This window comes from Roseospira marina (genome assembly GCF_014197855.1).
GTDB lineage: Bacteria > Pseudomonadota > Alphaproteobacteria > Rhodospirillales > Rhodospirillaceae > Rhodospira > Rhodospira marina.
The window spans coordinates 1-12,875 of the sequence record NZ_JACIGJ010000013.1 but is presented as its reverse complement, the minus strand read 5'-3'; the positions used below and the strand labels follow the sequence as shown (position 1 = coordinate 12,875).

The 12,875-nt window shown below is 65.1% G+C and carries 10 protein-coding genes; 4 read left to right on the top strand and 6 right to left on the bottom strand.

The window, feature by feature from the left end; all coding sequences use genetic code 11:
- The first annotated feature begins 102 nt into the window (after positions 1-102).
- On the top strand, positions 103-1,356 hold the full coding sequence (locus GGD82_RS15220; protein ID WP_150062983.1) for a threonine ammonia-lyase: 1,254 nt from the start codon (positions 103-105) through the stop codon (positions 1,354-1,356).
- On the opposite strand, the gene GGD82_RS15215 is transcribed toward GGD82_RS15220, so the two are convergent.
- Together GGD82_RS15215 and prfB are read right to left on the bottom strand one after the other, a co-directional pair.
- Complete coding sequence (locus GGD82_RS15215; RefSeq protein ID WP_150062982.1) at positions 1,331-2,200, bottom strand: alpha/beta hydrolase; 870 nt, start codon at positions 2,198-2,200, stop codon at positions 1,331-1,333. The two genes, GGD82_RS15220 and GGD82_RS15215, sit on opposite strands and share 26 nt — an antisense overlap.
- Before the next feature lie 18 nt (positions 2,201-2,218).
- A protein-coding gene (gene prfB, locus GGD82_RS15210; RefSeq protein WP_150062981.1) for a peptide chain release factor 2 occupies positions 2,219-3,344 on the bottom strand; the annotation gives its coding sequence in 2 pieces (ribosomal slippage) (positions 2,219-3,274 and positions 3,276-3,344; 1,125 coding nt in all).
- A 203-nt stretch (positions 3,345-3,547) separates the two neighbouring features.
- On the opposite strand from prfB, the gene GGD82_RS15205 reads away from it, so the two are divergent.
- Positions 3,548-4,732 (top strand): vWA domain-containing protein, encoded by a 1,185-nt coding sequence (locus GGD82_RS15205; protein ID WP_150062980.1) that lies wholly within the window; start codon positions 3,548-3,550, stop codon positions 4,730-4,732.
- A gap of 242 nt (positions 4,733-4,974) precedes the next feature.
- Here GGD82_RS15205 and hemA read toward each other — a convergent pair whose 3' ends face one another.
- The 3 genes from hemA to GGD82_RS15190 all read right to left on the bottom strand — a co-directional run bounded on the left by hemA (position 4,975) and on the right by GGD82_RS15190 (position 9,013).
- Positions 4,975-6,189: a 5-aminolevulinate synthase gene (gene hemA, locus GGD82_RS15200; protein ID WP_150062979.1), complete on the bottom strand. Its 1,215-nt coding sequence runs from the start codon at positions 6,187-6,189 to the stop codon at positions 4,975-4,977.
- Between the two features lie 222 nt (positions 6,190-6,411).
- Positions 6,412-7,803: an aspartate aminotransferase family protein gene (locus GGD82_RS15195; protein WP_150062978.1), complete on the bottom strand. Its 1,392-nt coding sequence runs from the start codon at positions 7,801-7,803 to the stop codon at positions 6,412-6,414.
- Between the two features lie 307 nt (positions 7,804-8,110).
- Positions 8,111-9,013 (bottom strand): AraC family transcriptional regulator, encoded by a 903-nt coding sequence (locus tag GGD82_RS15190; protein ID WP_150062977.1) that lies wholly within the window; start codon positions 9,011-9,013, stop codon positions 8,111-8,113.
- Positions 9,014-9,218: 205 nt separating this feature from the next.
- Between GGD82_RS15190 and GGD82_RS15185 the strand changes: the two genes are divergently transcribed.
- Positions 9,219-10,265 carry an aldo/keto reductase gene (locus tag GGD82_RS15185; RefSeq protein ID WP_150062976.1) on the top strand — a complete coding sequence of 349 codons (1,047 nt, stop codon included), beginning with the start codon at positions 9,219-9,221 and terminating at the stop codon, positions 10,263-10,265.
- 391 nt (positions 10,266-10,656) lie between these two features.
- Positions 10,657-12,207, top strand: a complete 1,551-nt coding sequence (locus GGD82_RS15180) for a methyl-accepting chemotaxis protein (protein ID WP_246163936.1) — start codon at positions 10,657-10,659, stop codon at positions 12,205-12,207.
- Positions 12,208-12,373: 166 nt separating this feature from the next.
- Here GGD82_RS15180 and GGD82_RS15175 read toward each other — a convergent pair whose 3' ends face one another.
- Entirely contained in the window at positions 12,374-12,670 is a 297-nt protein-coding gene (locus GGD82_RS15175) for a hypothetical protein (protein WP_150062975.1), read from the bottom strand.
- Positions 12,671-12,875 lie beyond the last annotated feature (205 nt).

Below are 12,875 nucleotides of genomic sequence, written 5' to 3'. Positions count from 1 at the left end.
CGGGGTTTTCAGGGGGCGCATGTCGCGCCCAGCCTTTTCAACGCCCCCGCCGCCTTCGTACTCTTCCCGGCCGTTCGTTCTGTCATCGGAGAGACTCGACCCATGCCCGACACCCCCCCGGACGCCCAGCCGTGGACCATTACCGTGGACGATGTGCGCGCCGCCGCCACGCGGATCGCGGACGCGGTCCCGCCGACGCCGTTCCTGCCGTCGCGGACGCTGTCCGATGTGACGGGGGCCGAGATTTTCATTAAGTTCGAGAACCTGCAATTCACCGCCGCGTTCAAGGACCGGGGGGCGCTGAATCGGCTGCTCGACCTGACGGAGGCGCAGCGCAAGGCGGGCGTGATCGCCGTCTCGGCGGGCAACCACGCCCAGGGCGTGGCGTACCACGCGAGCCGTTTGGGCGTGCCGTCGGTGATCGTGATGCCGGTCAACACGCCGTTCGTGAAGGTCAAAAACACCCGGGCCTTGGGGGCGCGCGTCGCCCTGGCGGGCGACACTCTGGCCGAGTCGATGCCCCGGGGCCGGGAGATCATGGAGGAAGAGGGCTTAACCTTCATCCATCCCTATGATGATCCGCGCATCATGGCGGGGCAGGGCACGGTGGCGTTGGAGATGCTGGCAGAGGTGCCCGACCTTGACGTCATCATCGTGCCCGTGGGGGGCGGCGGCCTGATCGGCGGTATGGTCACGGCGGCCCGCGCCATCCGGCCGGACATCGAGATCGTGGGGGTGCAGACGGAGTTCTATCCCGCCATGGCCGATGCTCTTGCGGGTCGGCCCTCCCTGGTCGGGGGGCAAAGCGTGGCGGAGGGCATCGCGGTCAAGACGCCCAGTCCGGCGGCGCGCCAGATCCTGGCCCAGCACGGGGTCGATGTGGTGGTGGTGCGCGAAAAGGTGATCGAACGTGCCATCAACCTGTATCTCAACGTCGAAAAGACCGTGGCGGAAGGGGCTGGCGCGGCCAGTCTGGCCGCCATCCTGGCCGATCCGGAGCGTTTCCGCGGCCGGCGGGTCGGGCTGGTGCTGTCGGGCGGTAACATTGATCCGCGGACGCTCGCGTCCGTGATCCTGCGCGGTCTGACCCAGGACGGCCGGCTGGGCACGCTGTCCGTGGAGGCCACCGACACGCCGGGGCAGCTTGCCGCCGTCGCCGCGATCATCGCCGCCAAGGACGGTAATGTGATCGAGCTGGCACACAACCGGCTACTTCCGACAATGTCCGCGAAGTGCACGGACCTGTCGTTCACGGTCGAGACTCAGGGCCGCGCCCACCTGGAGGAGATCGCCCAGGCGATCCGGGACGCCGGCTATCGGGTCTGGCACATCAGCGCGCCACCCCGCCCGGAATAACTGGGGCCGAGGCGGGTGGAGGCGGCAGGGTGTCCAGAAACCGCACGAGCCGCTCCATGGCGCCGTGCTCGATCAGGTCGACGTGGTTGCCGTCGGGGAAGAACACCCCTTCCGCCCGGGGGTTGCCGGCCGCGCGCGCGATCTCCAGCAGGCGCCGGCCCATGGCGACGGGCACCAGATCGTCGTGCTCGCCGTGCAGCACCAGCAGCGGCGCCTTCAGGCTCTGAACCGCCGCCACGTTGTCGAAGGGGTGCCGGACCAGCAGCCCGGCCGGATACAGCGGGTACTGGCCCTGGGCGACGGCGCGCATGGACGTGAAGCCGCCCTCCAGCACGACGGCAGCGGCGCCGGCCTCCACCGCCAGGGGCAGGGCGGTTCCGGAGCCGATGGATTCGCCGTAATGCACGCGCTGCTCGGGGCCGAACCCCTGCGCCTCCAGGAAGGCGAGGGCGGCGCGGCCGTCCTCCCGGAACCCCGCTTCGCTGGGATCGCCCGGGTTGCCGTTGTAGCCCCGGTACCCGACCAGCATCACGCCGAGCCCCCGATCGAGCAGCGCGCGCGCCTTGTGGGCACGGTCGGCGAGGGTTCCGGCGTTGCCGTGGAAGTAGACCACCACCCGGCCGCGCCCGTCCGGCGGCGGTGGGGCGTACCAGGACATCAGGTCCAGCCCGTCCGCCGTGGTCACCGTGACCGGGGTCAGTTCCGGCGCGGGGGTCTCGGACGGTGGGGGCGGGGGCGGCCCCGGCTGGAACATCAGCCGGTCCTGGAACGTGTACAGCAGCGCGCCGACGCCGACATAGGTGGCCACCAAAACCGTGGCGGCGCCGACGATCAGGCTGTTCATCGCGCGTCCGCCCCCAAATCAGGCCGACGCCGCTGCGTCCGTGGTTGCCTCCACCCGGGCCGCCAGCGCGGCCGCCATGAAGCGGTCCAGGTCGCCGTCGAGCACGCCTTGGGTGTCGGACGTCTCCACGTTGGTGCGCAGGTCCTTCACCATCTGATAGGGCTGCAACACGTACGAGCGGATCTGGTGGCCCCAACCGATGTCCGACTTGGAATCGGCCAGCGCCTGCGCTTCCGCCTCGCGCCGCTGCAATTCCGCCTCATACAGGCGGGACCGCAGCATGTCCCAGGCGAACGCCTTGTTCTGGTGCTGCGACCGCTGCGACTGGCATTGCACCACGATGCCGGACGGCAAGTGGGTAATACGCACCGCGCTGTCGGTCCGGTTGACGTGCTGGCCGCCGGCGCCGGAGGCGCGATAGGTGTCGATGCGGCAGTCCTTGTCCTCGATGACGATGTCGATGGAATCGTCGATCACCGGATAGACCCAGACCGAGGCGAAGCTGGTGTGCCGCCGGGCCGAGCTGTCGTAGGGCGAGATGCGCACCAGCCGGTGCACGCCGCTTTCCGTCTTCAGCCACCCGTAGGCATTGGTGCCCTTGATCTGCATGGTGCAGGACTTGATGCCGGCTTCTTCGCCCTCGCTTTCTTCGATGTAGTCCACGCTGTAGCCCTGGGCCTCCGCCCAGCGGGCATACATGCGCTGCATCATGCGCGCCCAGTCCTGCGCCTCGGTGCCGCCGGCGCCGGCGTGGACTTCGAGGTAGCAGTCGTTGCCGTCGGCCTCGCCGGACAGCAGGCTTTCCAGCTCGCGGCGGGCGGCGTCCTCGCGCAGGGCGCGCAGTTGGTTTTCACCCTCCTGGATGGACTCCTCGTCGTCTTCGGCCTCCCCCAACTCGATCAGGGTGATGGCGTCCTCGACCCCGGTTTCCAGCGCGCGGAAGCCGGCCACGGCGTTCTCCAGCCGGGTCCGTTCGCGCATGAGGGTCTGCGCCGCGTCGGGCTTGTCCCACAGCGTAGGGTCCTCGACGAGGGCGTTCAGTTCGTCCAGGCGTCTGAGAGCGTTGTCCCAGTCAAAGATGCCTCCTCAGCAGTGCCATTGACTGCTGGATCTGGTCGACCAAGGTTTGCGCTTCGGCGCGCATGGCGAAAACTCCGTCCTTCTGAGCGTTTCAAAACGGGAGGGGGACAATAGTGCCCCTGACCCGGAGCGTAAAGGGTGAGGCGTGACGCGCGCGGTCGGCGGTGCGCGCCCCTTTGCCCCCACCCCTTTGCCGCCCGCCCTTGCGGCCCGTACACTGGTCCCCATGTCCGTCGTAGGCGTCACACGCAGCGGGATCCGTCGCCCATGTTCCTCACGCTCTTCTACGATCTGCGCAAGGCCAAGGTGCCGGTGTCGCTGAACGAGTATCTGACGCTGCTGGAGGCGACGGCGGCCCAGGTGCCGGGACACAGCGTGGACGACTTCTATTATCTGGCGCGCGCCACCTTGGTGAAGGACGAGCGCAATCTGGACAAGTTCGACCGGGTGTTCGCGCAGGTCTTCAAGGGCCTGGAGGCGCCCGAGGGCGAGGCGGGCGAGACCGCCGCGATCCCCGAGGCGTGGCTGCGCGCGCTCGGCGAACGCTTCCTGACCGAGGAGGAGAAAAAGGAGGTCGAGGCGCTGGGCGGCTGGGAAAAGCTGATGGACACCCTGCGCCAGCGCCTGGAGGAGCAGAAGGGGCGCCACGAGGGCGGCAATAAGTGGATCGGCACCAAGGGCACGTCGCCGTTCGGCGCCTACGGCTACAATCCGGAAGGCATCCGTATCGGGCAGGATCGCTCCCGCCACCGCCGCGCCGTGAAGGTGTGGGACAAGCGGACGTTCCGCGACCTCGACGACTCGGTGGAGATCGGCACCCGCAACATCAAGGTCGCGCTGCGCCGGCTGCGTCGCTTCGCCCGTCAGGGCGCGGCGACGGAGCTGGACCTCGACGACACCATCCGCTCGACCGCGCACCAGGGCGGCATGCTCGACCTGAAAATGGTGCCGGAACGGCACAATACGGTGAAGGTCCTGCTGCTGCTCGACGTCGGCGGGTCGATGGACGACCACATCCGGGTGTGCGAGGAGCTGTTTTCGGCCGCGCGCTCCGAGTTCAAGCACCTGGAGCACTACTACTTCCACAACTGCGTCTACGAGGGGCTGTGGCGCGACAACCGCCGCCGCTGGCAGGAGCAGATCCCCACCTGGGACGTGCTGCGGACCTACCCCAAGGACTACAAGCTGGTGATCGTGGGCGATGCGTCCATGAGCCCGTACGAGATCGCCTACGCCGGCGGCGCGGTCGAGCATTGGAACGAGGAGCCGGGGCAACTCTGGATGACCCGCCTGCTGGACCAGTTCCCCCACGCCGCGTGGCTGAACCCGGTGCCGGAGGCGCACTGGCGCTACACCCAGTCGATCCAGATGCTGGAACGGGTGATGGGCGGGCGCATGTTCCCGCTGACCCTGGACGGCCTCGACCGTGCGATGGGCGAGCTGAATCGGTAGGGTGTGGTTCGCTGTGCATCTCCTCTCCCCGGCGGGGGGAGGGGGTAGGTGTGGCGCTCGATGGGCACACCGATCTCCGCATCAACCCCACCCCGTCCCTCCCCTATCCAGGGGAGGGGGCGGACCCATGTGGCGCCCGAAAAAACACCCCCCGACCGGTGCGGACGGGGGGCGACAACGCGAACGATGACGACGGCAGAACGGCCGACGCGGGTGGTTTCCGCCCGCGCCGGGACCTTGGATCAGGCCGCCTGCTGGTCGATTTCCAGCGTGCTCCAGACGTCGAGCAGCGCCGCGACCAACTGGTCCATCAGCGCGTCGTCGTGCAGCGGGGTCGGGGTGATGCGCAGACGCTCCGTGCCGCGCGGCACGGTCGGGTAGTTGATCGGCTGCACATAGATGTTGTGACGGCGCAGCAGCAGGTCGGAGGCCTGTTTGCACTGCGTCGCGTCGCCGACGAGCAGCGGCACGATGTGGCTGACCGAGTCCATCACCGGCAGGTTCAGCTCGCGCAGGCGGCGCTTCAGGGTGGCGGCGCGCTCCTGGTGGCGGATGCGCAGCTCGTTGTGCTGGCGCAGGTGCTGGATGCTGGCGCGCGCGCCGGCCGCGATGCCCGGCGGCAGCGACGTTGTGAAGATGAAGCCGGCGCCGAAGCTGCGGACGAAGTCCACCATGTCGGCCGAGCCGGCGATGTAGCCACCGATGCAGCCGATGGCCTTGCCCATGGTGGCCTGGATGATGTCGATGCGGTCGGCGACGCCGTCCCGCTCGGCCACACCCGACCCGAACTCACCGTACATGCCGACCGCGTGCACTTCGTCGAGGAAGGTCAGCGCGCCGTGCTTCTCGGCGACGTCGCAGATGTCGGCGATGGGGGCGATGTCGCCGTCCATGGAGTACACGGATTCGAACGCCACCAGCTTCGGCGTGTCCTTCGGATACTCGGACAGCAGCCGGTCCAGGTCCTTCGGATCATTGTGCTTGAAAATCTTCTTGGGGGCGCGGGAGTGGCGCACACCCTCGATCATGCTGTTGTGGTTCAGCGCGTCGGAGAAGATCACCAGATCCGGGATCTGCTGACCCAGCGTCATCAGCGTGGTCAGGTTGGCCACATAGCCGCTGGTGAAAATCAGGGACGATTCCTTGCCGTGCCAGGATGCCAGTTCATTTTCCAGCAGGACATGCTCGTGCGTCGTGCCCGAGATGTTGCGGGTGCCGCCGGCGCCGGCGCCGACCGCCTGGACCGCTTCCGCGATGGCGTTGGTCACGACCGGGTTCATACCCATGCCCATGTAGTCGTTCGAACACCAGATCGTCACGTCATGGGTTTCGCCGTCGCGGTGATTGACGGCCATCGGGAATTTGCCGGTGCGACGCTCCAGGTCGCAGAAGACGCGATACCGCCCCTCGTCGCGCAAATCACGCAGACGGCTCGCGAAGTAGGTCTGATAATCCATCGGTCACGTCCTCTTGGTCAGACGATGCCCCGATCCACGATGACCTGTGACCCTGTCCCTTCGACACAGGATGTCTGTGTCCCAGAGGTCACCCCATCGCCAGGCGGGGGGAGTTCGGCAAACGGAACAACGGAAGCAAGGGGCTGTCGATCCGGCCGGGCCAGGTCCCCCGCGGGGCTGGAAACCGCCCCGCACCCGATCCGGAGATGCGACAGCCGGGCGTTACACGAGACCCTCGGCCCTGCACCAGGCCAGAGTGTCATCCAGGGCCAAGGCAACTCGCTCGACCATGGCGTCAACCTCCTCGTCGGTAATAATCAGCGGCGGCGAGAAGGCGATCGTATCACCAATGACGCGGGTGATGACCCCGCGCCGGTGCAGGTGCCGTCCGAGGGCCGCGCCCACGCCCTGGGCGGGTTCGAACGGCTGGCGCTTGGCCTTGTCGCGGGCAATCTCCACCCCGGCGATCAGGCCGACACCGCGTACCTCGTCGACCAGCGGATGGTCGGCCAGGGTGCGCAGGCGTGCTTGCATGTGCGGTCCGACCGTGGCGGCGTGCGCGAACAACTCGCGTTCCTCGTAGATCGTCAGCACTTCGTTGGCGACCGCGCAGGCCACGGGGTGCCCCCCATAGGTGTACCCATGCCCGAGGATCCCGATACGGCCGGCGTTGTCCCGGATGGGCTGGTAGACCGCCTCCGACAGCATCAGCGCGGACACCGGCATGTAGCCGGAGGACAACTGCTTGGCGCAGGTCAGCAGATCGGGTTGCAGGCCGAAGGTCTGGCTGCCCCACACGTTGCCGGTGCGGCCGAAACCGCAAATGACCTCGTCGGCGACCAACAGCACGTCGTGCTTCTTCAGCACCGCCTGAATCTTCTCGAAATACGTCGGCGGCGGCACCAGCACGCCGCCGGCGCCCATCACCGGCTCGGCAAAGAACGCGGCCACGGTCTCGGGCCCCTCGGCCTCGATCAGGGCGTCCAGGTCTTCCGCGCAGCGGGTGGCGAAGGCCTCCGGGCTCTCGCCCTCGACCGCGCCATGGTAGTGGTGTGGGCAGGTGGTGTGCAGGATGCCCGGCAGCGGCAGATCGAAATCGCGATGATTGTTCGGCAGGCCGGTCAGGCTGGCGGTGGCGAGCGTGACACCGTGGTAGCCCTTGATGCGGCTGATGATCTTCTTCTTCTCGGGCCGGCCGAGGGCGTTGTTGTAGAAGCGGATCAGCTTGATGGCGGTGTCGTTGGCTTCCGACCCGGAGGTCGAGAACAGCACCTTGGACATGGGCACCGGGGCCATGGCCAACAGCTTCTCGGCAAGGTCGATGCCGGGAACGTGCGCTTTCTGGCCGAACGGGTGGTAGAACGACAGCGCGCGCATCTGGTCATAGGCGGCGCGGGCCAGACGTTCCTCCGCCGAAAAGCCGAGGGCCGTGCACCAGAGGCCGGCCAAGCCCTCAATGTAGCGTTCGCCGGCTTCATCCTCCACCCAGACGCCGTCGCCGCGGGTCACGATCACCGGGCCGTCGGCCTCCAGCGCCAGAGGATTGGTGTAGGGGTGCAACTGGCTGCGGACATCGCGGGCGGCAGCCGAGTTGGGACGCGGAACCTGAGTCATTGCAGGACTATACTCCGGACAGGAGCCCTTGGCTTCGCCATCATTTCGATCAAAAAACCACGCCGCGCCCGGTCGGTCGATTGCGTCGGTCGAACAGCGCGCTGGATCATCGGACGACGGCGATCACCTCACGGCGGGCGCCTCCATTAGTCAAGCAAAATTGACACATTGGCGTGTCAATGTCACGGACTTGATGACACTCCTGTGGAAAAATCCCGCCGTTTTCTGCGGATGCGGCGCGTTCGCATGGGCTTGAGAGCGGCCCCCCGGTGTCCGACCCGTACGCGAGCTCGAGTCTCTTCGCCGGTTACGGGGGCGGGTCGGGGTCGAACCCGTGGGCGCGCAGAAAGGTGGCGTCGCGCAGCGGGGGCGCCCCGAATAGACGGCTGTACTCCCGGCTGAACTGGGACGGACTTTCATAGCCGACCTGAAAACCGATTCCGGCCGCGTCACCCGCCTGCGCGGCCAACAGACGCCGGGCTTCCTGCAATCGGATCTGCTTCTGGAACTGCAATGGGCTCATGGCGGTGGCCGCCTTGAAGTGGCGGTGAAAGGTCGTGGGGCTCATGCCGACGTGCCGCGCCAGGGTGTTCACGCGCAAGGGTTCGCTATAGTGGGCGCGGATCCAGGCCGTGGCGCGGCTGATCTGGGCCAGCCGGCTGCCCGTGGTCACGATCTGGCGCAGCATGGCGCCCTGTTCGCCGGCGGCGAGGCGGTACAGGATCTCCCGCTCGATCAACGGTCCCAGCGCGGGAATGTCGGTCGGGTGGTCCAGCAGGTCCAGAAGCCGCACGGCAGAATCGAGCAAGGCCGGCTCCGTCCGGCAGACCTGGAAGGCGACCGCTTCCGCGACGTCGGGCGGCGGCGCGGGCAGGGTCAACAGCACATCGGCCAGAAGGGCGCGGTCCAGCGTCAGCACCATCGCAAGATACGGTGTTTCCCGGCTGGCCTGGTCGATTTCGGTGCGGGCGGGCAGGTCCAGCGAGACCACGACATGGTGGCCGGCCCCGTAGCGCAGTTCCTGATCGCCGATCATCACCCGCTTGCTGCCTTGTGCGACCAGACAGAGCAACGGTTCATACAGCGTGCGCGCCGGAACCGTGGGCTTGGTGGCCCGCATTAGGCGCACCCGGGGAACGGGGGTGTCGGTGCGTCCAGGTCCGCAATGCCGGTCGATCCGGGCGAGCAGATCATCAAGGGTTGCCGTCATGCCGTGATCCGTTCCATCGTGGGGCTGGCGCGTACTGTACACGGGTGGCGAGGCCGCGCCAGCGCCGATGATCCCGAAATGAAAGGATCAGGCAAGAATCCGAAAGCAATCGGCTACAGGATCCGGGGCGGGGCGGGCTATGTCAGTGGGGCGCCGCCGGGGACCCCGGCGCGCCTCCTCTTTCCCGAACCGACAGGAGCCGACCGTGCGATACAACACTTTGGGTCAGACCGGCTTTATGGTCTCCGAGCTGTGCCTGGGCACCATGACCTTCGGCGGCGACGACGGCATGTGGGGCCAGATCGGCCATGTGCCGCAGGCCGATGCCGATGCCCTGGTCCGCACCGCGCTGGATGCGGGGATCAACTTCATCGACACCGCGAATGTGTACTCCAAGGGGCTGTCCGAGAAGATCACCGGCCAGGCCCTGAAAAACCTGGGTGTCCCCCGCGACGAGGTGGTCGTGGCCACCAAGGTTTACGGCCGCTTTTCCGATCATCCGAACGGGGCCGGCGCGTCACGCGGCCATATCCTGGACCAGTGCCGGGCCAGCCTGGAGCGCTTGCAGCTCGACCACATCGACCTGTATCAGATCCATGGCTTCGATCCGGTGACCCCCATTGAGGAGACACTGGAGGCGCTCAACGATCTCGTCCGGCTGGGCTATGTCCGCTACATCGGCGTGTCGAACTGGGCCGCGTGGCACATCGCCAAGGGCCTTGGCATCTGCGAGCGACGCGGCTTCGCCAAGATTCGCTCGCTGCAAGCGTACTACACCATCGCCGGCCGCGACCTGGAACGCGAGATCGTGCCCATGCTGCGGTCGGAGCAGCTCGGCCTGATGGTCTGGAGCCCGCTGGCCGGCGGGTTGCTGAGCGGCAAGTACAGCCGCGACGGCGCTGGGGGCGAGGAGGGCGCGCGCCGCGCCATCTTCGACTTCCCGCCGGTGAACAAGGACCGCGCCTTCGACATCATCGACGTCATGCGGCCGATTGCCGAGACCCATGGCGTCAGCGTGGCACAGGTCGCGCTGTCGTGGCTGCTGCATCAGTCTGCCGTGAGCAGCGTGATCGTGGGCGCCAAGCGGGTGGATCAGTTGACGGACAACATCGCCGCCAGTGATCTCGACCTGTCCGAGGCAGAGCTTGCCACCCTGGACGAGGCCAGCCGCCTGACGCCGGAATATCCCGGCTGGATGATGGAGCGGCAGGGCGACTACCGAACGGCGTTGAGCACGCCTCGGCGGGCATAACCCGCGAGGCATCCGACCGGGCGCGGGGGAGTGGGCTGCGGGCTCCCTCTGCGCCTTTCGGCGGTTTTAATGCGCCCGGTGCATCCAATCCGGACGGTGCGCGCGTATAGAGGGACTGTGGCCGATGGTTCCCAAAAGTCTGCAGTCTGGGGGCACATTTCAAGCAAGCCCAGGCCAAACGTCGTACGTTCAGATATGAAAAAAGGAGGGGTGGCCGCTATAAGGCCGACCAGGGAAATATTCGCGTTTGCCATGGAAGCCCTGTAGCCTATATGAGTTGCAGCGCCGGGCGGCGAAAAATGTTTGTGCTGGGATCGCTTTTTGATTGCGGTGTGTTCTGAGCGCGAAGTTCACAACCATTGTTTTGCCCTTTGTTTTTGGGACGCGGAAGATGCGAATGGTTCTGAATTTTATATCAAATGTCGTGGGTCTCAGCCGGCCAGGGGCAAAAAAATCTTCGCGCGAAATGTCCGATATTCTCTCCGCGCTTAATCGGTCGCAGGCGATCATCGAATTCACGACGGATGGGACAATCCTGACGGCCAACGACCGATTTCTCGACCTGATGGAGTACACATTGCCGGAGATCCGCGGCAAGCATCATCGCATATTCGTTGATGCCGCCCTTGCGGCCAGTCCGGAGTACAGAGAATTCTGGAATGCATTGAATCGGGGTGAGTACAAATCGGCACAGTTCCTGCGCATGAGCAAGAGCGGAAGGAAAGTATGGATCGAGGCCTCCTATAACCCGGTCTTTGGAAAGAACGGCAAGCCTTACAAAATTATAAAATACGCGACAGATATTACGAAAAAGTCCCTTTCATCGGCTGAAAAAGACGGACTTATTAAGGCAATTAACCGCGTTCAGGCGGTCATTCAATTCGAGATGGATGGAACCATTATTGATGCTAATGAGAACTTTCTGAAGCTCATGGGATACTCACTTCCGGAGATTAAGGGGAAAAATCACCGGATTTTCACCGATTCTGTCTTTGCCGCGAGCAAGGAGTACAAGAATTTCTGGGCGCAGCTCAACGCCGGTGAGTATCAGGCGGCGCAATTCATGCGCCTTGGCAAGGGCGGAAAGGAAGTCTGGATCGAGGCCTCCTATAACCCGATCTTCGACATGACCGGCAAACCGTTCAAGGTCGTCAAAGTCGCGACAGACCTGACAGAACGCAAGGAGCAGAACCGGGAGATCGCCCGTGATTTCGAGGAAAACGTGTCCTCGCTTGTGCAGGTGCTGTCGTCATCAACGCAGGACATGCAGAACACGGCCCACACCTTGGCGGCCGCGGCGGAAGAGAACAGCGCGAAATCCAGTGCCGTCGCCTCCGCCACGGAAGAGCTTTCCGTCTCTGTCGATGAAATATCGAATCAGGTCACCCATTCGGTGCGCATTGTTGGCGATGCGGTCGAAGAGGCGCGGCGGTCCGAAGACCTCGTGGCAAGCCTGCTTGAGGCGGCCTCGAAAATCGGCGATGTCACCCGTTTGATCTCGGATGTCGCCGACCAAACCAACTTGTTGGCGTTGAATGCCACCATCGAGGCCGCGCGGGCCGGCGATGCCGGAAAGGGCTTTGCCATCGTGGCGTCGGAGGTCAAGTCGCTGGCGGGACAAACCGCCAAGGCGACCAACGAGATTTCGAACCAAATCGATGGCATTCAGAACGTCAGTCAAGAAACGGCAAGCACCATAAAGAAGATCGCGGCCATTATCGAGCAGGTCAACGAAATCAGTACCGCCATTTCTGGCGCGGTTGAGGAACAGTCCGCAGCGACGCGCGAAGTGTCTTCAAATATCATGGCTGTCCAGGCGGCCGCCAGCGAGACCGGGCAATCGTCCGCGTCCGTGCTGGAGGTATCAAAAGACCTTTTCGAGCGGTCGGCGGACTTGCAGGCGCGCGTCGATGACTTCTTGACGAATGTCCGGGCCATGTAAGACCCCCGACGGACCCTGCCTCCAAAGCGGGTCCAGCGGCCAGGTGAGTCCTCCGGGGGGATGTCTGACCGTGGCGCCGGACTCTGCCTCCTCTCGGACCACGCTCCAGGGGTAGGGGCACCGGCACACTCGTAGGATGAGCAGGGGGCGCACGATGTGTGGTACGTCAGACCCATGACGCTCCAGCCCAGCCCACGACGGCCACGGCGATCAGACCTACAGAGAACATGCGACTCACCCACCGCTTGGACAGCCTTATAGCGATGGCCTGACACAGGATGACGAGACCCACAAGCGCGGTGCCGGCCACCACGCGGTCCCCCGCACCGGGATCCTCCGGCACGGCCGGCAGATCCGGTGCCATATCGAGCATCCAGGCGTATTCATTGCCTGGTAGAGAAAATAAAACGATGACCGCTGCTAAAGAAATAAAGTGAAATGTAATTTGAGTGAACCGTTTCATGTGGCGCCTCGTTTATTTTTATTTATAATATTTGATAAGTCACTGGAATCTGTCCAAAAATTTTATTATGAAGTCGCCGTAGTTCAGCCGCGCGCCAAAAAGTGGCAGGGGGTACCGTCCAGGATCTTTCGCACATTTCGTCACGCGACGGCTCCGGATGAGGAGGCCTGCATCGCGTGGAGCGGCTCCATATTCATGTATCGGC

Excerpts from the sequence above, each read along its gene's own strand:
- GGD82_RS15195 (WP_150062978.1), bottom strand. The coding sequence starts at position 7,803 with ATGACTCAGGTTCCGCGTCCCAACTCGGCTGCCGCCCGCGATGTCCGC.
- GGD82_RS15215 (WP_150062982.1), bottom strand. The coding sequence starts at position 2,200 with ATGAACAGCCTGATCGTCGGCGCCGCCACGGTTTTGGTGGCCACCTAT.
- GGD82_RS15220 (WP_150062983.1), top strand. The coding sequence starts at position 103 with ATGCCCGACACCCCCCCGGACGCCCAGCCGTGGACCATTACCGTGGAC.
- GGD82_RS15205 (WP_150062980.1), top strand. The coding sequence starts at position 3,548 with ATGTTCCTCACGCTCTTCTACGATCTGCGCAAGGCCAAGGTGCCGGTG.
- GGD82_RS15175 (WP_150062975.1), bottom strand. The coding sequence starts at position 12,670 with ATGAAACGGTTCACTCAAATTACATTTCACTTTATTTCTTTAGCAGCG.
- hemA (WP_150062979.1), bottom strand. The coding sequence starts at position 6,189 with ATGGATTATCAGACCTACTTCGCGAGCCGTCTGCGTGATTTGCGCGAC.
- GGD82_RS15190 (WP_150062977.1), bottom strand. The coding sequence starts at position 9,013 with ATGACGGCAACCCTTGATGATCTGCTCGCCCGGATCGACCGGCATTGC.
- GGD82_RS15180 (WP_246163936.1), top strand. The coding sequence starts at position 10,657 with ATGCGAATGGTTCTGAATTTTATATCAAATGTCGTGGGTCTCAGCCGG.